This is a genomic window from Ancylobacter tetraedralis, assembly GCF_014195655.1.
GTDB lineage: Bacteria > Pseudomonadota > Alphaproteobacteria > Rhizobiales > Xanthobacteraceae > Ancylobacter > Ancylobacter tetraedralis.
Window position 1 is genome coordinate 108,593 of record NZ_JACICD010000008.1, and the last position, 24,079, is coordinate 132,671.

Annotated in this window: 23 protein-coding genes; 11 read left to right on the plus strand and 12 right to left on the minus strand. The window is 69.2% G+C overall.

The features are described 5' to 3' along the window. Positions 1-7: 7 nt before the first annotated feature. The 3 genes from FHS55_RS18695 (at position 8) to FHS55_RS18705 (ending at position 2,837) form a co-directional block, all read left to right on the plus strand. The gene (locus tag FHS55_RS18695) at positions 8-406 is read left to right on the plus strand and encodes a translational machinery protein (protein WP_183191308.1); all 399 of its coding nucleotides are present in this window, start codon (positions 8-10) and stop codon (positions 404-406) included. Positions 407-534: 128 nt separating this feature from the next. Continuing rightward, positions 535-1,839 carry a 3,4-dihydroxy-2-butanone-4-phosphate synthase gene (gene ribB, locus FHS55_RS18700; protein WP_183191309.1) on the plus strand — a complete coding sequence of 435 codons (1,305 nt, stop codon included), beginning with the start codon at positions 535-537 and terminating at the stop codon, positions 1,837-1,839. Positions 1,840-1,997: 158 nt separating this feature from the next. Beyond that, positions 1,998-2,837: a DUF1194 domain-containing protein gene (locus FHS55_RS18705; RefSeq protein WP_183191384.1), complete on the plus strand. Its 840-nt coding sequence runs from the start codon at positions 1,998-2,000 to the stop codon at positions 2,835-2,837. A 6-nt stretch (positions 2,838-2,843) separates the two neighbouring features. On the opposite strand, the gene FHS55_RS18710 is transcribed toward FHS55_RS18705, so the two are convergent. Beyond that, on the minus strand, positions 2,844-4,094 hold the full coding sequence (locus tag FHS55_RS18710) for a class I SAM-dependent RNA methyltransferase (protein ID WP_246340275.1): 1,251 nt from the start codon (positions 4,092-4,094) through the stop codon (positions 2,844-2,846). A 212-nt stretch (positions 4,095-4,306) separates the two neighbouring features. Between FHS55_RS18710 and FHS55_RS18715 the strand changes: the two genes are divergently transcribed. Then, complete coding sequence (locus tag FHS55_RS18715) at positions 4,307-4,846, plus strand: DUF1097 domain-containing protein (protein ID WP_183191311.1); 540 nt, start codon at positions 4,307-4,309, stop codon at positions 4,844-4,846. 33 nt (positions 4,847-4,879) lie between these two features. On the opposite strand, the gene FHS55_RS18720 is transcribed toward FHS55_RS18715, so the two are convergent. Together FHS55_RS18720 and dxs are read right to left on the minus strand one after the other, a co-directional pair. Then, positions 4,880-5,644 (minus strand): TlyA family RNA methyltransferase, encoded by a 765-nt coding sequence (locus FHS55_RS18720; RefSeq protein ID WP_183191312.1) that lies wholly within the window; start codon positions 5,642-5,644, stop codon positions 4,880-4,882. Between the two features lie 69 nt (positions 5,645-5,713). Beyond that, positions 5,714-7,654 carry a 1-deoxy-D-xylulose-5-phosphate synthase gene (dxs, locus tag FHS55_RS18725; protein WP_183191313.1) on the minus strand — a complete coding sequence of 647 codons (1,941 nt, stop codon included), beginning with the start codon at positions 7,652-7,654 and terminating at the stop codon, positions 5,714-5,716. A 254-nt stretch (positions 7,655-7,908) separates the two neighbouring features. Between dxs and FHS55_RS18730 the strand changes: the two genes are divergently transcribed. The 3 genes from FHS55_RS18730 (at position 7,909) to FHS55_RS18740 (ending at position 10,168) form a co-directional block, all read left to right on the plus strand. Then, entirely contained in the window at positions 7,909-9,144 is a 1,236-nt protein-coding gene (locus FHS55_RS18730) for a hypothetical protein (protein ID WP_343056275.1), read from the plus strand. 171 nt (positions 9,145-9,315) lie between these two features. Further along, positions 9,316-9,903, plus strand: coding sequence for a protein-S-isoprenylcysteine O-methyltransferase (locus FHS55_RS18735; RefSeq protein WP_183191315.1), 588 nt, complete (start codon positions 9,316-9,318; stop codon positions 9,901-9,903). A 16-nt stretch (positions 9,904-9,919) separates the two neighbouring features. Then, positions 9,920-10,168 (plus strand): DUF1272 domain-containing protein, encoded by a 249-nt coding sequence (locus FHS55_RS18740; RefSeq protein WP_183191316.1) that lies wholly within the window; start codon positions 9,920-9,922, stop codon positions 10,166-10,168. A 6-nt stretch (positions 10,169-10,174) separates the two neighbouring features. On the opposite strand, the gene FHS55_RS18745 is transcribed toward FHS55_RS18740, so the two are convergent. The 3 genes from FHS55_RS18745 to FHS55_RS18755 form a co-directional block, all read right to left on the minus strand. Then, a complete protein-coding gene (locus tag FHS55_RS18745) occupies positions 10,175-10,597 on the minus strand; it encodes a DUF1284 domain-containing protein (protein WP_183191317.1) in 423 nt (140 codons plus the stop codon). Between the two features lie 13 nt (positions 10,598-10,610). Then, on the minus strand, positions 10,611-10,856 hold the full coding sequence (locus FHS55_RS18750; RefSeq protein ID WP_183191318.1) for an exodeoxyribonuclease VII small subunit: 246 nt from the start codon (positions 10,854-10,856) through the stop codon (positions 10,611-10,613). A 67-nt stretch (positions 10,857-10,923) separates the two neighbouring features. Then, a complete protein-coding gene (locus tag FHS55_RS18755; protein ID WP_183191319.1) occupies positions 10,924-11,853 on the minus strand; it encodes a histone deacetylase family protein in 930 nt (309 codons plus the stop codon). Positions 11,854-12,074: 221 nt separating this feature from the next. On the opposite strand from FHS55_RS18755, the gene FHS55_RS18760 reads away from it, so the two are divergent. Both FHS55_RS18760 and FHS55_RS18765 read left to right on the plus strand, forming a co-directional pair. After that, on the plus strand, positions 12,075-13,088 hold the full coding sequence (locus FHS55_RS18760) for an L-threonylcarbamoyladenylate synthase (RefSeq protein WP_183191385.1): 1,014 nt from the start codon (positions 12,075-12,077) through the stop codon (positions 13,086-13,088). Positions 13,089-13,269: 181 nt separating this feature from the next. Next, positions 13,270-14,592, plus strand: a complete 1,323-nt coding sequence (locus tag FHS55_RS18765) for a cell wall hydrolase (protein WP_246340276.1) — start codon at positions 13,270-13,272, stop codon at positions 14,590-14,592. Positions 14,593-15,314: 722 nt separating this feature from the next. Here the strand turns inward: FHS55_RS18765 and FHS55_RS18770 are convergent. The 6 genes from FHS55_RS18770 to FHS55_RS18795 all read right to left on the minus strand — a co-directional run bounded on the left by FHS55_RS18770 (position 15,315) and on the right by FHS55_RS18795 (position 21,822). Then, positions 15,315-15,797 (minus strand): F0F1 ATP synthase subunit B family protein, encoded by a 483-nt coding sequence (locus FHS55_RS18770; RefSeq protein WP_183191321.1) that lies wholly within the window; start codon positions 15,795-15,797, stop codon positions 15,315-15,317. A gap of 9 nt (positions 15,798-15,806) precedes the next feature. After that, positions 15,807-16,421 (minus strand): F0F1 ATP synthase subunit B, encoded by a 615-nt coding sequence (locus tag FHS55_RS18775; RefSeq protein ID WP_183191322.1) that lies wholly within the window; start codon positions 16,419-16,421, stop codon positions 15,807-15,809. A gap of 79 nt (positions 16,422-16,500) precedes the next feature. Further along, complete coding sequence (locus FHS55_RS18780) at positions 16,501-16,728, minus strand: F0F1 ATP synthase subunit C (protein WP_183191323.1); 228 nt, start codon at positions 16,726-16,728, stop codon at positions 16,501-16,503. 64 nt (positions 16,729-16,792) lie between these two features. Beyond that, positions 16,793-17,542 carry a F0F1 ATP synthase subunit A gene (locus FHS55_RS18785; protein WP_183191386.1) on the minus strand — a complete coding sequence of 250 codons (750 nt, stop codon included), beginning with the start codon at positions 17,540-17,542 and terminating at the stop codon, positions 16,793-16,795. A gap of 153 nt (positions 17,543-17,695) precedes the next feature. After that, positions 17,696-18,079 (minus strand): AtpZ/AtpI family protein, encoded by a 384-nt coding sequence (locus FHS55_RS18790; RefSeq protein WP_183191324.1) that lies wholly within the window; start codon positions 18,077-18,079, stop codon positions 17,696-17,698. Positions 18,080-18,369: 290 nt separating this feature from the next. After that, positions 18,370-21,822: a chromosome segregation SMC family protein gene (locus tag FHS55_RS18795; protein WP_183191325.1), complete on the minus strand. Its 3,453-nt coding sequence runs from the start codon at positions 21,820-21,822 to the stop codon at positions 18,370-18,372. Positions 21,823-22,040: 218 nt separating this feature from the next. Between FHS55_RS18795 and FHS55_RS18800 the strand changes: the two genes are divergently transcribed. Both FHS55_RS18800 and FHS55_RS18805 read left to right on the plus strand, forming a co-directional pair. Further along, on the plus strand, positions 22,041-22,592 hold the full coding sequence (locus FHS55_RS18800) for an Lrp/AsnC family transcriptional regulator (RefSeq protein ID WP_183191326.1): 552 nt from the start codon (positions 22,041-22,043) through the stop codon (positions 22,590-22,592). 127 nt (positions 22,593-22,719) lie between these two features. Next, positions 22,720-23,709 (plus strand): DMT family transporter, encoded by a 990-nt coding sequence (locus FHS55_RS18805; protein WP_183191327.1) that lies wholly within the window; start codon positions 22,720-22,722, stop codon positions 23,707-23,709. Positions 23,710-24,079: the final 370 nt, after the last annotated feature.

Genomic DNA, 24,079 nt, shown 5'->3' on the forward strand with positions numbered 1-24,079 from the left:
CTTTGCCATGACCAGCCCGTATCATGCCGTTATCTGGATCGACCACCACGAAGCCCGGATCTTCCATTTCGACAGCACCAGCGCCGAACGTGTGGTGATCCATCCCGAGCACCCGGTGAAGCACGTTCACCACAAGGCGAACGCCGTGGGCGATGGCCGCTCGGCGGAGGACCAGGCCTTCTTCCATCACGTCGCCACCGCCATCGCCGATGCGAAGGCCGTTCTCGTGACTGGCCCGGGTGGCGAAAAGGACCTGTTCGTCAAGCATGTCGAGCATCACGACCCAAAGCTGAAGGCGCTGATCGCCGCCGTCAAAACGGTGGATCACCCCACCGACAACGAGTTGGTCGCGCTGGCGCGCGCCGCCTTCCATGCCGACCACCAGTCGCCGCAACGCTCGGCCTGACAGGCCCATCCGCCGCCGGTGCAGGCCGGCGGCGGCTTCCGATACGGGCGGAAATGTCATTTCAGTATCGCTGAAAATGCAATAATCTTTTATTGCAGCTGAAAAATGCCGATCCTATACTGCTGCGCATGAAGCTTGCGGATTGGTTGACCCTCACCGGCACGACGCGCAGCGCCTTCGCGCGCGCCGCCGGCCTGTCGCCGGCCAGCATCACCGCATTGTGCAACGACCAGCAGGCCTGGGTCTCCCGGGAAGCGGGCGCGCGCATCGCCGCCGCAACAAGCGGGGCGGTGACGCCGAACGACTTTCTCGGAATTGATAGCGTCGAGGTGGCATTGATGAGCGACAATCTGCAAGCCCGCGTGGAAGCGGCGATCGAGGCCTTTGCGCGGGGCGAGATGCTGGTCGTCACCGATGACGACGACCGCGAGAACGAGGGCGACATCATCGTCGCCGCCCAGTTCGCCACGGCGGAAAAGCTCGCCTTCATCGTCCGCCACACGTCCGGCATCGTCTGCACGCCGCTGCCGGCGGAATACGCCAAGCGGCTGCGCCTCAGCCCGATGGTCACGGACAATGACGCGCCGCATTCGACCGCCTTCACCATCTCCGTCGATTACAAGCACGGCACCACGACCGGCATTTCCGCCGAGGACCGCACCGCCACGGTGCGCGGCCTCGCCAACCCCAATGCCGGCGCCGCCGATTTCGTCCGCCCCGGCCACATCTTCCCGCTGATCGCGCGCGAGGGCGGGGTGCTGATGCGCTCGGGCCATACCGAGGCGGCGGTCGACCTGTGCAAGCTGGCCGATCTGGAGCCGGTCGGCGTCATCTGCGAGCTCGTGAATGATGACGGCACGGTGATGCGCGGACCGAAGGTTGCCGACTTCGCCGCCCAGCACAAGCTGACCCGTATTTCGGTGGCCGACCTCATCGCCTATCGCCAGCTGCGCGAGAAGCTGGTGACGCGCACCGCCGAGTTCACCGCGCCCACCGCGGTCGGCGACATGCACGCTATCTCCTATGTCACGCCGTTCGAGCCGGTGAATCATATCGCGCTCGTGCACGGCAAGATCGGCGACGGGCGCGACGTGCTGGTGCGCCTGCACCGCGCCGACCCGATCGGCGACGTGTTCACCGGCGGCAAGGCGATCCGCGCCTCGCTGGAGCGCATCAAGGCCGAGGGGCGCGGCGTGCTGGTCTATCTGCGCGACGGCACCACCGGCGTGCCGGTCAACACAATCGGCAGCGACGAGAAGCAGGAAAGCTCCCGGCTGCGCGACGAGAACTGGCGGGAGATTGGCCTCGGCGCCCAGATTCTGCGCGATCTCGGCATTTCCTCGATTCGCCTCCTCGCCTCGCGCGCCCGCACCTATGTCGGCGTTGCCGGCTTTGGAATCGAGATCCTCGGCACCGAGACGCTGGACGTCTGACGCCGTACCGGGGTAACGGGCGCTCACGCGAACGGCATCGCGCGGCGCCCGCTGCCCGCAATTTCAACTTCTGGCCACCGAAGGGGCGTGTCACCATTCATGGGACGCGTCTTTGACACGTCGAGGTCCCGTCACCGACGGAGGTCGCGATGTCGTGCATGCGTGTGTGCCGTGCCGTGCCGTCGCTTTCCGCAACCGCGGCGATACGCGCCGTGCGTCTGCTGACCCTGCTGTGTTTGGCCGTAGCCGCCGTCACCCCGGTGCAAGCCGACGATCCGGTGGATGTCGAACTCGTGCTGGCCGTCGACGTTTCCTACTCGATGGACCTCGACGAACTGGCGCTCCAGCGCGAGGGCTATGTCGCCGCCGTCACCTCCCCCGAATTTCTCAACGCGCTCAAGCTCGGCCCCCATGGCCGCGTGGCCATCGCCTATGTGGAATGGGCCGGGGTCGAGGAGCAAAAGCTGGTGGTGGACTGGACCTTCATCGCCGGCCCGGCCGACGCGCAGCGCTTCGCCGCGGCGATCCGCGACGCCCCGCTGCGGCGCGTCTACCGCACCTCCATTTCCGGCGCGATGGAATATGGCGCCGACCTGATCGAACACAACGCGATCAAGGGCCTGCGCCGCGTGATCGACATCTCGGGCGATGGCACCAACAATCAGGGGCCGCTGGTGGAAGCCGCCCGCGACGAGGTGGTGGCACGCGGCATCACCATCAATGGCCTGCCGCTGATGCTGAAGGAACCCGCCGGCTCGATGCTCGATATCGGCCAGCTCGATATCTATTACGAAGACTGCGTGATCGGCGGCCCGGGCGCCTTTGTCATTCCCGTGCAGGGCAAGCATGAATTCGCCGACGCGATCAAGACCAAGCTGGTACTGGAGATCGCCGGCGTGGTGCCGCCGCAGCGCCAGTTCGTGCACCACGCCGCGGATGCGCCGCGCATTTCCTGCACCGTCGGCGAGCGCATGTGGATGGAGCGCTGGGGCAACTGAAGCCGCTCAGCGCCGGAACACGCCGACCAGTTCCACATGGGCCGAATAGAGGAACTGGTCGACCGGCGTGACGCATTCCAGCCGATACCCGCCCTGGACGAGGATCGCCGCGTCGCGCGCGAAGCTCTGGGGATCGCAGGACACGCCGACCACCAGCGGCACCTTGCTGGCCGCCAGTTGCTGCGCCTGCGCCTCCGCACCCTGCCGTGGCGGATCGAACACCACGGCGTCGAACGCCTTCAGCTCCAAGGGCAGCAGCGGCCGGCGGAACAGGTCGCGCACCTCGGCCGTCACCGGCTTGAGCCCGGTGATGCCGCGCGTGGCCTTGAGCAGCGCCTCAACCGCCGGAGCCGACGATTCATAGGCCGCCACGCGCGCCCGCTCGGCGAGCCGTAGCGCGAAGGTGCCCACACCCGAAAACAGATCGGCGATGCGCGTCGCCCCCGCGCTGGCCTCACCGACCAGCCGCGCCAGCGTTTCCTCGCCAAGTTCCGTCGCCTGCAGGAAGGAACCCGGCGGCAGCGGGACACGGGCGCGTCCCATCGTCACCACGGGCGGCTCGCGCTGCAGCACCAGTTCGCCATGGCGGGTGAGGCGGGCGAGGCGATGGCGTCCGGCAATCTCCGCCAGCGTCGCGACCATCCGGGGCTGAAGCGGCCCCGAGCCGCGCACATCCATGTCGAGCCCGGTCGACGTCGCCGTCACCTGAAGGTCGAGCGGCTTCATCAGCGGCACCAGCGCCTGCGCCACCGCCCAGGCGGCGGCCAGCGCGCCGTCGAGTTCGGGCGCGAGGATGGGACAGGTATCGATGGCGACGATCGCATGGCTGCGCCGGCCGGCGAACCCCACGGTCAGCACATCCTCGCCCCGGCGCGGATTGCCCCCGGTCGAGCGGGCATGGAATACCGCACGGCGCCGGCCCTTGCCGTGGGCCGGCACCAGCGGGGCGACCGGCGCCTCCAGCCCGGCCCGCGCCAGCGCGTCCACCACCATCTCCCGCTTCCACGCCTCATAGGGCGCGGCCCGCCAGTGCTGCAGCGAGCAGCCCCCGCAGGCGCCGACATGGCGGCAGATCGGCGCGATACGATCGAGGCTCGGCGTCGCCACCGCGATCAGCCGGGCGCGGTCCTGCGAGCGCTCCACCTCCACCGTCTCGCCGGGCAAGGTGAGGGGCACATAGACCGCACCGTCAGGTGTCTGGGCGACCCCGTCGCCGCGATGGCCGATATGGTCGATCTGGAGCAGCACGGCACTCATCGCGGGAGGGATCCTGACATGAACCATGAAATATTATGTATTGGCGGGGTGCTCATCGATTTCCAACCATCACCTTCTGCGCAACAACATGGAACTCGCATATAATGTCTGTATTCTAATCGAGGCTGATTCCTATTTTTCAAAAGGACAGCCAAATTTACTTAACAAGCGCACATAATAATAAGCCTCGAAGCGCACGCAAAGGGGGAAATATGTCGATAATCTCCGCACTTGCAATCACGATCGGGGTATTGGGGGGCGTCGCCACCTGGCTTTTCCTCGGACCACTCGCCGGCGGCCTGCAGATATGGGCCGCTTTCATCGCCTGGGCCTGCTTCTTCCACTGCGGAGGCAAGGAGGCCGGACTGAAGGCCACCATCCTGGCCAATGTCGCCGGCGCCGTCATGGCGTGGCTCACGCTGCTCGCCGTCAGCCGTGGCGGGCTGGGTGAGAGCCTCGGCCTGCCGGTCTGGGCGGGCATCTGCGTCGGCGTCGGCGTGCTCGTGATGATCCTGCTCGCCAACCTGCCGGCCTTCGCCGCGATTCCGGCCCTGGTCTACGGCTTCGCCGCCACCGCCGGCTTCGCGCTGCTGGCGACGGACGGACTGGCCAACCTGACGGCGGCGAGCCTCGCCAACCCGCTGCCGACCATCATCGTCTCGATGATCGTCGGTGCCATTTTCGGCTATGTCTCGGAAAAGGTCGCCGGGGCGCTCGTGGCCAGCCGTGGCCCGGCGCGCCGCGCCGCCTGACGGGAAGCGGGACAACATCGGCGCGGGCGGCTCCTATTCCGTCCGCGTCGCCACCAGCAGGAACTCCTCATTGCCGTCCCCGCCCAGAATGGGCGACGCGAGGCGATGCGTCACCCGCCAGCCGAGCGCCCCGATCCGCGCCGCGATCCGGTCCGCCGCCCCGGCCCGCGCGGAGGCGTCCTTGACGATGCCGCCCTTGGCGAGCTTGTCGCGCCCGACCTCGAATTGCGGCTTCACCAGCGCCACCAGATGCGCCATCGCCCCGGCATGCGCCAGCGCGGCGGGCAGCACCGGCTCCAGCGAGATGAAGCTGACATCGATGGTGATGATGTCGACCGGCGGCAGCGTGCCGGGGGCCAGGTCGCGAATGTCGGTCGCCTCGCGCGAGACCACGCGCGGATCGGCGCGCAGCCGGGCATGCAACTGGTCGCGCCCGACATCGATGGCGTGCACCCGCCGCGCGCCGCGCGCCAGCAGCACCTCGCTGAACCCGCCGGTGGAGGCCCCGACATCGAGCGCCTCGGCGCCGGACACGTCCAGCCCCGCGGCATCCAGCGCGGCCTCCAGCTTGAGGCCGGCCCGCGACACCCATTCATAAGCCTCGCGCGCCTCGATCTCGGCATCCGGCGCAATGGTTTCGGACGGCTTGGCGACGATGCGGCCGCCGACGCTCACCAGCCCCGCCTGGATCGCGGCCTGGGCGCGGGCGCGGCTGTCGAACAGGCCACGCTCGACCAGCACGCGGTCGGCCCTCGCCCGCCGCGCCCCCGCCGGGCCGGGCGGCTCCCCCTCGCTCATGTCGGCCATCCCGTGACGATGCCGCGCGACCCGCCGCCCGAACGGCCATCCATGGCGCGCGACACCGCGCTAGCCGCGCAGCAGCGCGGGCGCATCGTTTTCCGCCCGCCCGAGCGCGGCGAACACGCCGCGCACGATGCCATCCGCATCCAGCCCCGCCTCGCCGAGTTGCACGGCAGGGGCATCGTGGTCGATAAAACGGTCCGGCAAGGCGAGGCTGCGCACCTTCAGACCACGGTCGAGTGCGCCGGCTTCCGCCAGCAGGGTGAGCACATGGCTGCCGAAGCCGCCCGTGGCGCCCTCCTCGACGATCACCAGCACCTCATGCTCGCGGGCAAGGCGCAGCACCAGATCGCGGTCGATCGGCTTGGCGAAGCGCGCATCGGCCACCGTGGTGGAGAGCCCGAAGCCGGCCAGCTGGTCCGCCGCCGCGAGACAGGGCGCGAGCCGCGTGCCGAAGGACAGCAGGGCGATCTTCGAGCCTTCGCGCACCACCCGCCCGCGTCCGATTTCCAGCGGGATGCCGCGAACCGGGCGCTCCACGCCGACGCCCTCCCCGCGCGGATAGCGGAAGGCGATCGGCCCTTCGTCATAGGCGGCGGCGGTCGCCACCATGTGCACCAGTTCCGCCTCGTCGGCGGGCGCCATCACCACCATGCCCGGCAGGCAGGCCAGCATGGGCACGTCGAAGGCGCCGACATGCGTCGCCCCATCCGCGCCGACCAGACCGGCGCGGTCGATGGCGAAGCGCACCGGCAGCTTCTGGATCACCACGTCATGGACGATCTGGTCATAGGCGCGCTGCAGGAAGGTGGAATAGAGCGCGCAGAACGGCTTGTAGCCCTCGGTCGCCAGCCCCGCCGCGAAGGTCACGGCATGCTGCTCGGCAATCCCGACATCGAAGCTGCGCGCGGGGAATTCGCGGCCGAACAGGTCGAGCCCGGTGCCTGCCGGCATGGCGGCGTTGATGGCGACGATGCGGTCGTCGCGGCGGGCCTCGTCGATCAGGCTGTCGGCGAAGACGCGCGTATAGGAAGGGGCGTTGGAAACCGCCTTGGTCTGCGCGCCGGTGGCGACATCGAAGCGCTGCACGCCATGATACTTGTCGGCCGAGGCTTCGGCTGGCGCGTAGCCCTTGCCCTTCTGGGTGACGACATGAACCAGGATCGGCCCGGTATCGGTGTCGCGCACATTGCGCAGCACGGGCAGCAGATGATCGAGATTGTGCCCGTCGATCGGGCCGACATAGTAGAAGCCCAGTTCCTCGAACAGCGTGCCGCCGGTCCAGAAGCCGCGCGCGAATTCTTCCGCCCGGGCCGCCTGGCGGCCGAAGAACTTCGGCAGGCTGCCGGCCAGCTGCTTGGCGGTCTCGCGCAGGGACCGATAGGTGCGCCCCGAGATCAGCCGCGCCAGATAGGCCGACATGGCGCCCACCGGCGGGGCGATCGACATGTCATTGTCGTTGAGAATGACGATGAGGCGGGAATCCATCGCCCCTGCATTGTTCATCGCCTCATAGGCCATGCCGGCCGACATCGCGCCGTCGCCGATCACGCATACGACATTGCGCCGCGCGATAGCCGGGTCCTTCGCCGCCTCGAAATCGCGCGCCACGGCCATGCCGAGGCCGGCGGAAATCGAGGTTGAGGAATGGCCGGCGCCGAACGGGTCAAAGACGCTCTCGGTGCGGTTGGTGAAGCCGGACAGCCCGCCCCCCTGGCGCAGCGTGCGGATGCGCTCGCGGCGGCCGGTCAGGATCTTGTGAGGATAGCACTGATGGCCGACGTCCCAGATCAGCCGGTCGTCGGGCGTATTGAAAACATGGTGCAGGGCGACGGTCAGCTCGACCACGCCGAGGCCCGCGCCCAGATGCCCGCCGGTGACGGAGACGGCATCAATGGTTTCCTCGCGCAGCTCCGCCGCAAGCTGCGGAAGCTGGTCCTCCGGCAGCAGCCGCAGATCGGCGGGCTGTCGAATCCTGTCCAGAAGCGGCGTGGAGGGACGGGTCAAGGACTTCTCCGGTTGCACGGCCGCCGAGGCAATGGCCGTGCCGCCAGCGGAACACAACGGCATACACAATGGCATCGGGACGCGCAACGCGGGCCCGCCACGCGCCTGCGACCGCCGTGCACTGCCGCTAGAAGGAATTTGGCAACACTTTACGAAGACTTCAATGAGTGCGGAGACAAAGGTTGGATCGCATGGCGGCGTTCCGCTAGAACCACGGCGTATCCATGCAGAGTCGTTTCGGGAGCTGGCCATTGGTGGACGTAACGCTGGAGCCGGAAATCCCGGCTGCCGGGCGCCGGTTGGTGCTTTTTCTCCCCGGCCACGACCCGACCGACATGGAGTACCATCACGGCCGGTTCGCCAATCAGGCGACGCGTTTCAGCAAACTCTGGTCCTTTCACGTTGCCGTGTCCGCGCGGCATGACGACGAACAGCAGCATCTCGCCCGATGGAACGTGGAATGCAGCGGTCCGAACTGGCGCGAGGAGGTCGATTACTGGATCCTGCGCTGGGACGACATCGTCGTCGCGCTCGACGAGCGCCCGGACCCGGTACGTCTGTGGGGCGGTTTCGGCGGCCTGTTTGATTTCTGGGCCGGCGGAGCGACCAGCCGCTATGTCGAGGCCAGCATCCAGTATGTCGGCTTCTTCCTGTTTCCCTTCGTGCTGGTCGGCCTGTTCGCCGCGGGTGGACTGCTGGCGGGCTGGTTCGCCGATCATCTTCTCGCGGAGATCGTGCCCTCCCCGGTCGCCTGGCTCATCGGCATCGTGGCCGCCATCGCCGTCTTCTTCGGCCTGTTCCGGCAGCCCGGGCGCTACTGGCGCCTGCACCAGGCGCTCGACGACTGGGACCTGGCGCGCAATTACCTGCACGACAGGACGCCGGAACTGAACGCGCGCCTCGACCAGTTCGCCGACGAACTCGTCGAAGCCGTGCGATCGAAGCGCTATGACGAGGTGCTGCTGGTCGGCCATAGCCTTGGTGCGACGCTGATGCTGGGCGTGCTCGACCGTGCACTGGACCGCGAGCCTACCCTCGCCGAGGGGCCGGCGCGGCTGGCGCTGCTGACCTGCGGCGCGACCATCCCGAAATTCGCCCTCCATGCCAAGGGCGACACGGTCCGCCGACAGGCCCGGCGCGTGGCGGACACGCCCGGCCTGACCTGGGTCGAATTCCAGTCGCGGCACGATGTGATCAATTTCTTCGAGTACCACCCGGTCACGCTGCGCGACGTCGCCTTCGACGTCGACACCGACGGCGCGCCGATGCTGCGCGATGCCAATATCAAGCTGATGCTCTCCGAGGAGAAATACGCGCGCATCCGCCTCAACGCGCTTCGCCTGCATTACCAGTTCCTGCTGGCGAACGAGCGCAAAGCTCCGTACGACTATTTCATGTTCGCGCTGGGGCCGCTGGCCTTTGCCGACATCACGTCGCGGCCTGAGGGGCCGATCGGCCGCTTCGCGCCGGACGGGTCCCTCATCACCTAGTGCCCTTTCCGATCCGGTGACATCACCGGATCGGCACGAATGGGCTCTGGATTCGATAAACTGGAGCGTTTTCCGCGAGAGACGGTCAACTGTCGCGGAAACCGCTCCAGACGCATTGTTCCCCGTCATTTCCCGCCTGGACATTTTCCCCATCGCCTGAACGGACGCTTCATGGACCTCATTATCGCTGCAAAAATCGTCTGGGCCGTCGGCGTGGTCGGTTGGTACGTCATCCGCATCCCCTTCGAGCAGAAGGTGAAGCGCGAGCGCATTGTCGACGCCCGCCACCGGCTCCGTGAATTGATCCTTCTGTCCTGCTCCACGCTCGGCCTCGGCATCATCCCGATGTTCTGGGCCACCTCGCCGCTGTTCAGCTTTGCCGATTATCCCTATTCCGTGGTGCAGTTCGGCCTCGGCACGGCGGTGTTTGCCTTCGCGCTGTGGCTGTTCCGCCGCACGCACGAGGATCTCGGCCGCAACTGGTCGGTCACGCTGGAGATCAAGGACGAGCACAAGCTGATCACCGGCGGCGTCTATCGCTATGTGCGCCACCCGATGTACTCGGCCTTCTTCCTGTGGGCGGTGGCCCAGCTGATCCTGGTTCCCAACTGGATTGCCGGGCCGGCCGGCATCGTCGGCTTCGGCATTCTCTATGCCTTCCGCATCGGCAAGGAAGAGCGGATGATGCTCGACACGTTCGGGGAAGAGTACCGCGCCTACAGCGCGCGCACGGCGCGCCTGCTGCCCGGCATCTACTGATCCGGCGGAGCGGGCCATGCTGGAACTCAGGCCGAACTGCGAATGCTGCGACCGCGATCTCCCGCCGGAGACGCGGGAGGCGGTGATCTGCACCTTCGAATGCACCTTCTGCGCGGATTGCGCGCGGGAGGTGCTCGGCGGCATCTGCCCCAATTGCGGCGGCGAGCTGGTGCGCCGCCCCATCCGCCCGACGGCCGCCCTCGCCCGCAACCCGGCCTCGACGACACGGGTCTTCAACCCCGACTGCCGCCGCGCCGCCGGCTGAGCCGCCTTATCCGCCGGTGAAGCGCGCCGCGGTGAAACCCGACGCGGCGACATCGCTGCAGAGCGGCGACCACTGGCAGGCCTCGCAGGCGCGGCGGATGGTGCCGGCGGCGAAGGCCGCGCGCAGCCGCGCCACGCTTGCCGTGGTGAGCGGCACCTTCGCACCGGCAACCAATTCGTTCCCGGTCAACGCCGACAGCGCGGCGAGCGCCTGCGCATCGCGGGCGGCGATGCGCGGTTTCAGGCAATGGTGCCCGCCTTCCAGCATCGGCGCGCAGATCTCGTCCGGCCCCTCGACGAGGATCGCCTCCTCACCCGCGTTCAGCCGGGCGACGACGCGCTCGTAATGGGCGACGAAGGCGGGCGTGTAGCCCCGGCCGACATAGGTGAGCAGGCAGAGGAGATGATGGGCGCGCAGCCGGATCGTCATGCCCGCCCGTGCCCTACTCTCCGTCCAGCGGCACGGTTCCCGCCGGCTTGCCGTCGAGCCCGAGGGTGATCCGCTCGACCCGCGCCTCGGCATCCTTCAGCAGCGCGTCGCAGCGGGCCTTCAGCGCCTCGCCGCGCGCATAGAGCGCGATGGATTCCTCCAGCGGAACATTGCCGCCCTCGAGCTTGCCGACGATCGCCTCAAGCTCGACGAGCGCCGTCTCGAAGCTCAGCGTGTCCACCGTCGCCGCATCGGTCATCGCGTTCTCCTTGCCGTGAGTCGCGCCCCTTATACAGGCTCGCGGGCGCGCGCTCATCCCCCTGCCGTCACCCGCGCATCAGCGCCATGACATGGGCCGAGGCGGAGCGGGCCAACCCTTCGAGGTCGTAGCCGCCTTCCAGCACCGAGACGAGCCGGCCGCCGCAGCGCCGGTCGGCCACGTCCATCAGCTTCTTGGTGACCCAGCTGAAATCGTCCTCCAGCAGGTTGATGTTGGCGAGAGGGTCGCGTGTGTGGGCATCGAAACCGGCCGAGATGATGATGAGCTCGGCGCCGAACGCCTCCAGCCGCGGCAGGATGCGGCTCTCGAACGCCTCGCGGAACGCCTCGCCGCCATCGCCCGAGCGCAGCGGCGCGTTGACCACGTTGTCCGTGGTGCCGCGCTCACCCACCGCGCCGGTGCCGGGGAAGAGCGGCATCTGATGGGTGGAGGCGTAGAGCACGCTCGGGTCGGACCAGAAGATCTCCTGCGTGCCATTGCCGTGATGCACGTCGAAATCGACGATGGCGACGCGGTCCAGCCCGTGCACCGCCTGCGCATGCCGGGCGGCGATGGCCACATTGTTGAACAGGCAGAAACCCATCGGCGTGCGCGTCTCGGCATGGTGGCCGGGCGGGCGCATGGAGACGAAGGCGTTGCTCACCTTGCCCGTGAGCACCTCGTCCACCGCCATCACCGCGCCGCCGACCCCGCGCCAGATCGCCTCGCCGGTGCCGGGCGACATCACCGTGTCGCCGTCGATCCGCACCAGCCCCTCGTCCGGCATGGCGGCGTCGAGCGCGGCGACGAAATCCTCCGGGTGCACGCGCACGATATCCTCGCGGCTGGCGATCGGGGCCTGCTCGCGGGCCAGCGTGGCGAACGCCTCGGCCTCGAACACACGATTGAGCACGCGCACCCGATCCGGCCGCTCGGGATGGCCGGCCGGCGTGAGATGTTCGAGGCAGGCGTCGTGCGCAACAAGCAGCGTGGTCATGGCGTTCCTTGGGATTTGACCGATCTGTCGGCGGGGTTCTTGGTCGGAACAGGCTTTTCATTGTTCCAACGACGATTGATTGTAGACGATATGCCACGTGGGAACGGCGAGCCAGCGCGGCAAGCCTGTGGCCCACGAATTTCCCCGCCGCTCCATCGTCAACCCGCCGGTTGACCGGCACGAGCGGACACCTTATCCGAGCGCGGGACCCCGGAGGAATGATGAGCGCAGGCGGCCAGGCGACCGAACGCGCGACACGGAGGATGGCGGCGGATGCGGCCGGCATCGATGAGGCCGCGCGCGTGCTGGTGGCCGGGGGTCTCGTCGCCCTTCCGACGGAGACGGTGTATGGCCTCGCCTGCGATGCCACCAACCCGCGCGCGGTCGCCAGCCTCTATGCCGCCAAGGGTCGGCCGACCTTCAATCCGCTCATCGCCCATGTGCCCGATCTCGCCGCCGCCCGCCGGGTCGGCCGGCTGACAGCGGCGGCGGAAGTGCTTGCCGCCCGCTTCTGGCCCGGCCCGCTGACGCTGGTAGTGCCGGCGATCGAACACGCGACAAGCGAGCTTGCCCGCGCGGGGCTTTCGAGCGTCGCCATCCGCGTGCCGGCCCATCCGGTCGCGCAGGCCGTGCTGGCGGCGGCCGGCCGGCCCATCGCCGCGCCCAGCGCCAACCGCTCCGGCCATGTCTCGCCGACGCGGGCCGAGCATGTGCTGGCCGATCTCGACGGGCGGATCGACCTCGTGCTCGATGCCGGTCCCTCGCGCGTGGGGGTCGAATCCACCATTCTCGACTGTACCGGCGACCGGCCCGTGCTGCTGCGGCCGGGTGGCCTGCCACGCGAGGCGATCACGGCGGCGCTGGGCTTTGCCCCCGCCAGCCCCGCGCCACGGGCTCCGGGCGAGCCCGCCGCCGAAGTCGCCCCGCTCGCGCCCGGCATGCTGGCCTCGCATTATGCGCCCGCCCTACCGGTGCGGCTCGATGCGCGGGAGGTGCGCCCGGGCGAGGCGCTGCTGACCTTTGCCGGCACCCGCCCGCCGGGAACAGAGCGGGCGCTGGCCATTCTCGACCTCAGTCCGGCCGGTGATCTCGTCGAGGCGGCGGCGAATCTGTTCGACCATCTGCGCCGGCTGGACCGCAGCGGCGCGCAGGCCATCGCCGTCATCGCCCTGCCACATGAGGGACTGGGCGAGGCCATCGCCGACCGGCTGTCCCGCGCCGCCGCGCCTCGCTGACGCCACATCCCCTCCCCGCCCGCGACATGCTCCCGCCGCCCCTGCCGGCCATTAACCGGTGGGCAAGGTTAATGCGCGATAACCATAAGGCGCGCCCCGCGAAGGCTTGCCCGTCACCGGCGGGCCACGCGACGGGGGGCGACGTTTTGTACAGGCGTTGGGAATGTGGGCTGGGGCGCGGATGGATAGCCATAGGGCGAAGGCGGCCCTGCTGATTGCCCTTCTCGTGGGTGGCAGCAGCACCATCGGGCCGCAGGACATCACCGGCCGCATGGCTCACCGGCCCGGCATCGCCGAGCGTGCACGCCTCACCATTCTGTCCAATTCGCTGCACACCCTGAAATTGGCCAGCTTCGCCTGGCCGGCCGGGCCGTCGCTGATTTCGGGATCCGTCATCGGCGAACCTCCGGCCGCGTCGCTGCAGCGCGCCGACGCGAACCATCGCGACAAGACCGACCTTTTACCCCTTGACGAGGGCACGCGATCGGGCGCCGGCCCGCTCGGCCTCGCCGGCCGCTCGACCGGTGCCGGCACCGACGGGGTAAGCCTTGTCGGCTCGGGCAGCAGCACCGGTGGAACCGGTACCGCCGGCACCGGAAAGGCCGGGCTCGGCACCGCGGGCGCGGGAACCACCGATCAGCCGGACATGGCCGGCATCGGCACGGAAATCGAAGAACCGGAGAGCAGCGAAGAGGAAACGCCGGATATTGCCGCCCGACATAACGAGGGCATCTATTCGCTGTCCGCCGGCGATCCGACCGGCGACCCCACCCAGCTGGAAGCCGACGGCCCCGCCGTGGCGCTGGGCGGGGACACGGATGCCGAGGATGCCACGATCGGCGTGACGGGGCGCGGCGAGGGCGCCGAGACCGGAACCGCTGCGGCGGCCGATGAGCAGCTTCCCCTCTATCGGCAGTCAGCCTTCATCTTCGGCTATGATAGCTCCGCCCTGCCGCCGCAGCCCTTCCTCCATCTCGATGGTGGCGGGAGCGAGGATGGTGGCACCGGCACGACCGCGCGGGGCGAGGGGGATGCCCCCGCCCGCGTGTCGAGCGGCCCGAGCCCGGCCGAACGGCTTGGCCTGGACGGCAAGCGCCGCGAGCGCTCGGAGAAATGCCTGGCCGAGGCCGTCTATTTCGAAAGCCGCGGCGAACCGGTGCGCGGGCAGGTCGCCGTCGCGCAGGTGGTGATGAACCGGGTGTTCTCCGGCTATTACCCCGCCGATATCTGCCGCGCCGTGTACCAGAACGCCAACCGCAAATTCGCCTGCCAGTTCACCTTTGCCTGCGACAATGTGCGGGACGTTGTGACCGAGCCGCGCCTGTGGAAACAGGCCCGGCAGATCGCCGCGGATATGCTCGATGGCCTGATCTGGGACGAGAAAGTGGGGCGCGCGACGCATTATCATGCGCAATCGGTGCACCCGAGCTGGATCCGCGAGATGCGCCAGCTCGACCAGATCGGCGAGCACACCTTCTACCGCCCCCGCCGCTGGACAGGGTGAGGCTCGGGCGGGCGCCGTCGCCCATGTGCGGTTCGCTGCCGCGCCGACTGCCGGCCGAATGCCGGCCGAATGCCGGAACACTCCAAGGCTTCTGCCGGCGGGTCCCGGTGGCAAGCCCAGAGCCGGCGCGAAGCCTGTGGGGGCCGCACGGGCGAAAAGCCGAATGGCGCGTCAGCCCCCCAAGTGGGCGGTTCCCGACGAGGGCTGGTCACGCGTTCGGCTCGGCGCATTGGGAGCCGGCCAACGCCCTTTTCAATGCCCCCGGCTCAGGTCGCGCGCGAGGCATCGGTAGAATACGCCCTGGGGGAAAATGCCTGGGGCGCTGTGCGGGACATGGACATGGACATGGACAGGAGCGGGACAGCCATGACGCGCCGTCGCCCGGTCCGTTGGTCCAGCGCGCCCGCTGCGCGCGGGTCTTGAGCCCGAGCATCGTCCAGCGGGCCGCCTCGGCGAGGCTCTCCGGCCAACCGCCTCGCGCCCGCTGGCCGGATATCAGCCGCGAGCGAGCCGATCGCCCGCGCTCCCCACGTGCCGCCGCATGCCTTGCTCGATCGCCCTTGGCGACGGATCCGGTCGGCGATGCCGATCATCCCGCATTGCGCCACCCGCCGTCCTTCCGTGCAAGGCATGCGAGACGGCGGATCGCCAAAAACGAAAAGGCCCGGCGCGAGCCGGGCCTTTCGTGATCAGATCGAGAGAGGCGAAGGTGCGCGCCCGGCTCAGTTCAGCTTCGACTTCACCTCGGAAACCGCCGAGGTCAGTATCCGGTCCGCCGTCGCGCCCACCACATTGGCGGTGAGCAGCGTCTCGGCGGCCTTGACGGCGGCCTCGGCGGCCGCAGCCTTTACATCCGCCACCGCCTGCTGCTCGGCCTGAGCGATCTTCTGCTCGGCCATCTTGGTGCGGCGGACGATGAGGTCGTCGAGCTTCTGCTTCGCTTCCGACGCCAGCCGCTCGGCCTCGGCCTTCGCGGTGGTGATGATGGCCTCGGCTTCGGCCTCGGCCTCGCGCTGGCGGCGCTTGTATTCGGCCACCAGCTTGTGCGCCTCGTCCTTCAGCCGGCGAGCCTCCTCCAGCTCCTGCCGGATACGGTCGCCACGCGAATCAAGCTTGGCCGCCATGCTCGAAAAGCCGCCGGCCCGGACGACGATCGCCATGAAGACGATGAAGGCCACGGCGACCCAGAAAGTATCGCTACCCATGGCGCGTCCTCAGCTCTTGATGGCGGTGTCGACCGCCGCCTCGACCGCGCCCGGGGCGGGCACGGTGCCGATCAGCTCACCCACGATGGCGCCGGCCGCGTCCACGGCGATGCCGCGCACATTGGACATGGCCGCCGTCTTGGTCGTCGCGATCTGCTGTTCGGCCGCCGCCAGCTTGGCCGACAGCTCGGCCTCCAGCGACTTGCGGCTCGCATCGGCATCCGCCGTGAGCTTGTCGCGCGTCTCGGTGGCGATGCCTTGGGCCTTGTTGCGGGCACCGGCGAGCGCCTTCTCATAGGCCACCGCCGCCGCTTCGCTCTCGGCCTTCAGCTTGCCGGCCTCCTCGAGGTCGTCGGCGATGCGATCATGCCGTTCCTCGAGAATATTGGCGATGCGCGGCAGTGCGATGCGGCTCATCAGCAGGTAGAGCGCGCCGAACGCGATCGCCAGCCAGACAAGCTGCGAGGGAAAGGTATGAACGTCAAAGGGCGGAAACCCGCCGCCATGCGCTTCCGCTGGAGGCACTGCAATCTCCACGCCGCTCTCCGCCGGCAACGTGCCCGGCGCAGGCGTTCCCGCCTGGGCTATGACGAATGTACCGGCCGGACCTTGGGCCTCGGACATGGTTCAGGCTTCCTCAGTCAATGGGGACGTCGTGCGGCACGAGGGCATGTCGCGAGCGCCACGCCCTCGCGGCAGGGCGTCAGACCACGAACAGCAGAACCAGCGCGACGACCAGCGCGAAGATGCCGAGACCTTCGGCGAGCGCCGCACCGATGAAGGCGCGGGCGAACTGGCCATCGGCCGCCGACGGGTTGCGCAGCGCGCCCGAGAGGAAGCTGCCGAAGATGTTACCCACGCCGATGGCGGCAAGGCCCATGCCGAGACAAGCGAGACCGGCGCCGAGGAACTTGGCGGCAATCGGATCCATGGTCTTCTCCTATTTGAATTCGCTGAGTGAGTTGAAGGCTGGATGAGGTCCCGCGACGCGCCGATCAGTGGCCCGGATGCAGAGCGTCGTTGAGATAGATGCAGGTCAGCACCGCGAAGACGTAGGCCTGCAGGAAAGCGACAAGGAATTCGAGCGCGGTGAGCGCCACGACCATGGCAAGTGGCAGCACGGCGCCGAGCCAGCCGGCGATGCCCGCGCTGGTCATCATCACGATGAAGCCCGCGAACACCTTCATGGCGATGTGGCCGGCCAACATGTTGGCGAACAGACGCAGCGACAGGCTGATGGGCCGCGAGAGGAACGAGATCAGCTCGATCACGATCATGAAGGGCAGCAGGAAGGCCGGCACGCCCGAGGGCACGAACAGGTGCAGGAAATGCGTGCCGTGGCGGACGAAGCCGTAGATGATGACCGTCAGGATCACCAGCAGCGCCAGCGCGGCGGTGACGATGAGATGGCTGGTGACGGTGAACGAATACGGGATCATGCCGACGAAATTCGCCGTCAGCACGAAGATGAAGAGCGAGAACACGAGGGGGAAGAACTTCATCCCCTCATTGCCGGCCGTGCTGCGCACGGTCGAGGCGACGAATTCGTAGGACAGCTCGGCGAGCGACTGCAGGCGGTTGGGCACCAGCGTGCGGCCGCGCGTCGCGAAGGTGAGGAAGAAGAACACCAGCGCCACGATGCCGAACATGAAGGCGGCGGAATTGGTGAAGGCGAGCTCGACGCCCCCCGGAGCTCCCAGGTCCACGATCTTGTGGATCTGGAACTGGTGGATCGGATCGATCACGGTTCCGCTGGCCATCGCCGGTCGTTGCCCTCAAACGTGGCGCCGCAGGGCGCCCGCCCCTGTCTCAGACACCCGCCCGAAGGCCGGCATCGCTCGAAATTCCGTTGACAGGCCCGCCGCAAGACAGACCGTCGCATCCCCAAGTCACACTCGTCACGCCCCGCCTTTCGGCGGCGTCTTCGGGCCGGTTTCCCCGGCGGCGCGCAGCATATTCATGATTCCCGCGCCGAAGCCCAGAAGCATGAACACGATCATCCCCCACGGCGTAATGCCGAGGAGCCGGTCGATCGCCCAGCCGAGGCCGGCGCCCACCAGAACTCCCGCGACGAACTCGCTTCCCAAGCGGAAAGCGAGCGCCATGCCGGCCGAAGAGGACGTCCGGTCCGGAACCTTTGACGCCTTCTCTTCCGCTTGCCGCTCGGCGCGCACCTTGTCCAGCGCACTGCCCAGCCCGCTTAGCCGGCCCGAGAGCTCGGTGTCGGAAACCTCCGGCCGGCCTGAGTCCTTTTGGCCGTCCGTTCTGTCCCGGTCGCCCATGATCTATGCTCAGTCCTTGCCGGAGAAGGATTTCCCATCCCCGAAACCGGGCGCACCATAGTGATCGGCCCAAGGGGTGTCAAGAACGTGAACTCATGTTTTAAGCAGTTGAAAAACTTGAAGAAAAGCAACAGGGGACGCTCTGTCGCAGGCATTGCGTCACCCCGCCTCGCACCAAGGGAAGGCGGAGGGCGGAGTATCGCCGTGTTTTTGGCATGCCAGCGGCGCCGGGGGAATACGCCGATCGCCCCCCGTCTCACCTCCGGCGCACTGCCGCGGGCATGACGGCGTCAACTTGCCTCACGATAGGTCTCGGCTGTGGCGAGATCGACCGAGACAAGCTTGGACACGCCGCGCTCGGCCATGGTCACGCCGAACAACCGGTTCATGCGGCTCATGGTGATGGGGTTGTGCGTAATCGTGATGAAACGCGTCTCGGTGAGGCGGCGCATCTCGTCCAGAAGGTTGCAGAATCGCTCGACATTCGAGTCGTCGAGCGGCGCATCGACCTCGTCGAGCACGCAGATCGGCGCCGGATTGGTGAGGAATACCGCGAAGATGAGCGCCATGGCGGTGAGCGCCTGCTCGCCGCCCGAGAGCAGCGAAAGCGATTGCGGCTTCTTGCCCGGCGGCTTGGCGATGATGTCGAGCCCCGCCTCCAGCGGGTCATCCGAATCGGTCAGCACGAGCCGCGCCTCGCCCCCGCCGAACAACGTGCCGAACAATTGCTGGAAATGCCCGTCGACCACGGTGAAACTCGCCTGAAGCCGTTCGCGCGCCTCACGGTTGAGGCCGTAAATGCCCTGGCGCAGCCGCTTGATCGCCTCCGTCAGGTCCTCGCGCTCGGCCGAGAGGCCCTGCTGCTGGCCCTCGACCTCGGCCAGTTCCTCCTCGGCGCGCAGATTGACCGCGCCCAGCCGTTCACGCTCGCGCTTCAGCCGGTCGAGATCGGCCTCCAACCCCGCAGCGTCGGGCAGCGGCGTATCGGCTTCCAGCCCGGCAATGGTGCGCGCGCTGTCCGGCGGGCCGTCGAGACTGTCGGAAATCTCACGCAGCACCTGCTCGCGCCGCTCGCGTGCGGCATCCAGCCGCGCCTCGCCGCGCGCGCTTTCCTCGCGCGCCACCGCGAGCGCGTCGAGCGCGGCGCGGGCCGCGCGCTCGGCCCCCACCTGCGCGCCCTCCCCGCTGGCGAGGCGATCGGCTGATTCGCGCCGCGCGGCCTCGGCCCGGGCGATCTCGTCGAGCAGGGCGCGGCGGCGCGCGGCGAGGGCCGCCGGGACCTCGTCCAACGCCTCGCGCTCCTCGGCCGCCTCCGCGACGCGTGCCTCCAGCGCCGCCACCCGCTCGCCCGTGCCGCTGGCGCGGGCCTGCCACGAGGCTCGTTCGCCGGCGATCGCCTGCAGGCGACGCACGCGCTGCTCGCGCTCGCGGGTGAGCCCCTCGGCGCGGGCTCTCGCTTCCGCCAGCGCCGCCCGGTCCTGCGCCACGCGGCTGCGGGCCTCGACCAGATGCGCCTCGCTCTCCATTCCGGCCGGCAGTTCGGCCAGTTGCGCCTGCGCGCCCATCAGTCCGGCGGCGCTGGCGACGCGCTCCGCATCCAGCCGATCGAGGCTCGCGGCCAGCGCGGAAAGCTTGGCCTCCTGCTCGGCGGCCTGCCGCTCGGCACGGGCAAGGTCGTCGCGCGTCGCTTCCATGGCACGCAGCGCCGCACGGCGGGCCTCGCGGGCGGCATTCTCGCGCGAGCCGGCCGCGCGCAGGGCCGCTTCGGCGCTCTCGAGCGCGCGGCGATGCTGGGCCACCTCGGCCCGCGCGGCGATCCGCTCCGCCTCGATATCGGCCAGCCGGTTGCGCTCGGCGAGGCGCCGCGCGGCGGCGGTCGGCGCATCGGCCGCCGCGGTCAGCCCATCCCAGCGCCACAGGTCGCCTTCGCGCGAGACCAGCCGCTGGCCCGGCCGCAGCTGGGCCGCAAGGCGCGCGCCCTCGCTCCGTTCCACCACGCCGATCTGCGCGAGGCGGCGCGCCAGCTCGGCCGGCGCCTCGACATGGCGGGCGAGCGGCTCGGCGCCCGACGGCAGCGGAGCATCGCCGTCATCGGGCGTCAGCGCCCAGTGCACGGGGGCACCGACATCGGCCGGGGCGTCGAGATCATCGCCCAGCGCCGCGCCGAGCGCCGTCTCGAAGCCGCGCGCCACGCGGATCTGATCGATCACCGGCGCCCAGCGGCGCGGCGCGCCGACATCGAGCAGCTTGGCGAGGGTGCGGGCCTCGGTGTCGAGCCGCTGCGCCACGCGCTCGGCCTCGGCGAGCGGACGGCGGGCGTGATCGAGCGCGGCGCGGGCCTCCCCATGGGCGGCCTCGGCCTCCTGCGCCGACGCCTCGGCGGCCTCGAAAGCCTCGCGGGTGATTTCGGCGCTGGCGCGGCGCTCCTCGAGGCGCACGCCGTCGACGCCCGCCTCCAGCCGGCGCCGCTCCTCGGTGAGTTGAGCGACATCACGCTCCAGCCGGGCATGGCGCTCGCCCGCCTCGCGCACCGAGCGCTCCAGCGCGCCGCGCCGGGCGGCGCGCTCGGCATGGCTGGCGGTGGCCTCGGTGAAGGCGCGCTCCGATTCGGCCAGCGCCTGCGCGGCGTCCTCACGCGCCTCGCCCGCCTCCCCCTCGGCCTCCGCCGCCTCTTCCTGGAGTGCGGCGAGCTCCTCGGCTTCCTCGGCCAGCCGGCCCAGCACGCTGCCGGCATCGGCGGCGAGCGCGCGCTCGCGCTCCATGTCGCCGGCGAGCTGGGACAGGCGGCGATCCAGCTCGGCGCGGCGGGCGTCGGCGCGCGCCTCCTCGCGGTCGAGCTCACCCTGCGCCAGCGTCAGACGCTGCAGGGCGGCCGCGCTCGCGGCATCGGCCTCGCGCAGCGCCGGCAACCCATGAGCGGCGATGGCGGCGAGCCGGGCGCTCTCGCCCTGCTGCACGGTGCGTTCCGCCACGGACCGCACCGCGAGGTCGAGCGCGCGGCTCGCCTCGTTCAGCGCCCCGGAGGCCTCCAGCCAGCGCAGCCACAGCAGCGTCGCCTCCGCCGTGCGGATATCGGTGGAAACGGCACGGTAGCGCGCCGCCTGGCGCGCCTGGCGACGCAGCGCGTCGAGCTGGCTGGCGATCTGGCCGATCACGTCGTCGAGCCGGGTGAGATTGGCCTCGGCGGCCCGAAGGCGCATTTCCGCCTCGTGCCGGCGGGCATGCAGGCCGGCAACGCCCGCCGCCTCTTCCAGCAGCCGCCGGCGGGCCGTGGGCTTGGCCCCGACGATCTCGCCGATCTGCCCCTGCCGCACCATGGACGGAGAGCGCGAGCCCGAGGAAGCATCGGCGAACAGCATCTGCACGTCGCGCGCGCGCGCCTCGCGCCCGTTGATGCGGTAGGCGGAGCCGGACTCGCGCTCGATGCGCCGGGAGATTTCCAGCAGGTCGGCATCATTGAACACCGCCGGGGCGGAGCGGTCGCCATTGTCGACGACGAGCACCACCTCGGCGGTGTTGCGCGAGGCGCGCGTCGTGGTGCCGCCGAAGATGACGTCATCCATCCCCTCGGCGCGCATCGCCTTGTAGGAATTCTCGCCCATCACCCAGCGCAGCGCCTCGACCAGGTTCGACTTGCCGCAGCCATTCGGGCCCACGATGCCGGTGAGGCCGGGCTCGATCAGCATGTCGGTCGGCTCGACGAAGGTCTTGAAGCCGGTGAGACGCAGGCGGGTGAATTTCATATCCCGAGGGTGCCGCCCCGTGACCACAAGTTCAAGTGGCATGGATGGCACGATCCACGACATGTTGCGTTGCGTGCGACTCCGCGCCTCCCGCGGCGGCGGATCGCGCGGCCGGTCAGCAGGGCTGACCAAAGACCAATTGCCGGCTGGCGGCTTCTGCCGGCAGATTGAGCTTCGACGAACCATCCTGCCCTGAATTCCCGACATGGAGGCAGAACATGCGCCCGCCTGTGCTCGACATGTTCGATCTGCGCATCCTGCGCGAATTGCAGGAGGATGGCCGCCTCACCAATGCGGAACTCTCCGAGCGCATCGGCCTCTCGCCATCCCCCTGCCTGCGCCGCACCCGCCGGCTGGAGGAGGAAGGGCTGATCGCCGGCTACCAGGCGCGGCTGGGCGCCCCACGGCTCGGGCTTGGCGTGCTCGCCTTCATCCAGGTGCATCTGGAGCGGCAGGTCGACGCGGCCGCGCGCGACTTCGAAGCGGCCGTGCTGGCGCTGCCGCAGGTCATTGCCTGCTATAGCGTGACCGGCGACAGCGACTACCTCCTGCATGTGGTCTGCGAGGATCTGGAAGGCTTCGCCCATTTCGCCCATGACATATTGATGGGGCTGCCGGGCGTGCGCGGCGTGCGCTCCTCGCTGGCGCTGAAGCGGGTGAAGGAGAGCCAGCGCCTGCCGCTCGATCACCTGCGCGCCGTGCCCGCGAGCCCCGATTCCGCTGCCGAAAAACTGGGCAACGACAGTCACGGCTCAAAAAGACGGCCCTGACGGCAGATTCTGCCACGCGCCCCTTTCCCGCGCCCCGAGAACGCAAGGACATGCCGAGGTAGGTCAACTACACTGACCTATATCGACATCATCCTTCACCGGCACGGGTCATCCTGGGAGGCGCGTCATGGCATTCGTCGCAGACATGTTGACGCCGCTCGTGTCGCGCACCGCCGGCTCGGCGCGCCAGGGCCTGGCCCGCTCGCCCGCCGGGCTCGCCGTGATGGCGCTGTCGGGGGCGGCGCTGCTCTGGTCCGGCAATTTCCTGGCTGGCCATCTCGCCGCCGGCCTCATCCCGCCGGCGACGCTCTCGGCCGCCCGCTGGCTGCTGGCGCTTCTCCTGCTGCTGCCTTTCACCTGGCGCGAGATCCAGACCGAGCGGGCGGAAATCGCCCGCCGCTGGCCGCTCTGGATCGCCGCCGGCGTGCTCAACATCGCCGTGTTCACCGTGCTGATCTATTTGGGCCTCGCCCATACCAGCCTGGTCAACGGCTCCATCATCGGCTCGGCAGCCCCCATCGTGGTGGGGCTGTTCGGCTGGCTCATCCTCGCCGAGCGCACGGGCCTGCGCACCCGCCTCGCGCTCGCCATTTCCACCGCCGGCGTCGCGCTCATCGTGCTGCGCGGCGATATCGGCAATCTCGCCCGCCTCGACCTGCATTTCGGCGACCTCATGCTGTTTCTCGGCATCTCCGCCTTCGCGCTCTATGCGGTGCTGCTGAAGCGCTTTCCCACGCGCCTCTCGGCGGCCGCCGCGCTCACCGTCTCCATTCCCTTCGGCCTGATCGCGCTCGCGCCCATCGCGGCGTGGGAAATCGCCGCTGGCGGCCTCACCACCGGCGGGCTGAGCCCGGCCGATCTCGGCCACGCCGCGCTCATCGTGCTGTATGTGGCGAGCCTGCCCACGCTCGGCTTCGTGCTGTGGGGACGCGGCGTCGCCGTGCTGGGCCCGACCCGCGCCGGCCAGTTCCTCCAGCTCGTGCCGGTCTTCGGCACCGCGCTCGCCGTGGGCGTGCTGGGCGAGGCGCTGAGCCTGCACCATGCGCTCGGCTTCGCCCTTGTGCTGGGCGGCCTCGCTTTGTGCGACCGCCGCCTGCCCCAGTCCGCCCGCGGCTGACGCGCGCGCCCCTTCGGCGACGACGCTCGAACGGCCATCCACCCCGGGAAACCGGGAATGGCGATGAACACGGCGTTGATCCGCCGCAAATCGATCCGCCGGCAATGCCGGCCGGCGCCCCCCCCCCTCCGCATGAGGCGGATCGCCCTCTCCGCTCCACCTGTCACGCCGCCCACGCGTGAACGCTCCCGCCTCGAACGGCACGGACGCAAACGTGATCCGCCCGCGAGACGCGGCATGACATTGCGCCGGCGGGGATTTCCCAAAGTTTGGTGACGACGATTTACCCGGTCTTTACCCTGACCGGCGGAGATTGTGGATGCGCGTTCCGTTGCGTTCGAGTTCTGTTGCGTCACCAGAGTCAGGTAGC

Excerpts from the sequence above, each read along its gene's own strand:
- FHS55_RS18695 (WP_183191308.1), top strand. The coding sequence starts at position 8 with ATGACCAGCCCGTATCATGCCGTTATCTGGATCGACCACCACGAAGCC.
- ribB (WP_183191309.1), top strand. The coding sequence starts at position 535 with ATGAAGCTTGCGGATTGGTTGACCCTCACCGGCACGACGCGCAGCGCC.
- FHS55_RS18705 (WP_183191384.1), top strand. The coding sequence starts at position 1,998 with ATGCGTGTGTGCCGTGCCGTGCCGTCGCTTTCCGCAACCGCGGCGATA.
- FHS55_RS18710 (WP_246340275.1), bottom strand. The coding sequence starts at position 4,094 with ATGAGTGCCGTGCTGCTCCAGATCGACCATATCGGCCATCGCGGCGAC.
- FHS55_RS18715 (WP_183191311.1), top strand. The coding sequence starts at position 4,307 with ATGTCGATAATCTCCGCACTTGCAATCACGATCGGGGTATTGGGGGGC.
- FHS55_RS18720 (WP_183191312.1), bottom strand. The coding sequence starts at position 5,644 with ATGAGCGAGGGGGAGCCGCCCGGCCCGGCGGGGGCGCGGCGGGCGAGG.
- FHS55_RS18735 (WP_183191315.1), top strand. The coding sequence starts at position 9,316 with ATGGACCTCATTATCGCTGCAAAAATCGTCTGGGCCGTCGGCGTGGTC.
- FHS55_RS18740 (WP_183191316.1), top strand. The coding sequence starts at position 9,920 with ATGCTGGAACTCAGGCCGAACTGCGAATGCTGCGACCGCGATCTCCCG.
- FHS55_RS18745 (WP_183191317.1), bottom strand. The coding sequence starts at position 10,597 with ATGACGATCCGGCTGCGCGCCCATCATCTCCTCTGCCTGCTCACCTAT.
- FHS55_RS18750 (WP_183191318.1), bottom strand. The coding sequence starts at position 10,856 with ATGACCGATGCGGCGACGGTGGACACGCTGAGCTTCGAGACGGCGCTC.
- FHS55_RS18755 (WP_183191319.1), bottom strand. The coding sequence starts at position 11,853 with ATGACCACGCTGCTTGTTGCGCACGACGCCTGCCTCGAACATCTCACG.
- FHS55_RS18760 (WP_183191385.1), top strand. The coding sequence starts at position 12,075 with ATGAGCGCAGGCGGCCAGGCGACCGAACGCGCGACACGGAGGATGGCG.
- FHS55_RS18765 (WP_246340276.1), top strand. The coding sequence starts at position 13,270 with ATGGATAGCCATAGGGCGAAGGCGGCCCTGCTGATTGCCCTTCTCGTG.
- FHS55_RS18770 (WP_183191321.1), bottom strand. The coding sequence starts at position 15,797 with ATGGGTAGCGATACTTTCTGGGTCGCCGTGGCCTTCATCGTCTTCATG.
- FHS55_RS18775 (WP_183191322.1), bottom strand. The coding sequence starts at position 16,421 with ATGTCCGAGGCCCAAGGTCCGGCCGGTACATTCGTCATAGCCCAGGCG.
- FHS55_RS18780 (WP_183191323.1), bottom strand. The coding sequence starts at position 16,728 with ATGGATCCGATTGCCGCCAAGTTCCTCGGCGCCGGTCTCGCTTGTCTC.
- FHS55_RS18790 (WP_183191324.1), bottom strand. The coding sequence starts at position 18,079 with ATGGGCGACCGGGACAGAACGGACGGCCAAAAGGACTCAGGCCGGCCG.
- FHS55_RS18795 (WP_183191325.1), bottom strand. The coding sequence starts at position 21,822 with ATGAAATTCACCCGCCTGCGTCTCACCGGCTTCAAGACCTTCGTCGAG.
- FHS55_RS18800 (WP_183191326.1), top strand. The coding sequence starts at position 22,041 with ATGCGCCCGCCTGTGCTCGACATGTTCGATCTGCGCATCCTGCGCGAA.
- FHS55_RS18805 (WP_183191327.1), top strand. The coding sequence starts at position 22,720 with ATGGCATTCGTCGCAGACATGTTGACGCCGCTCGTGTCGCGCACCGCC.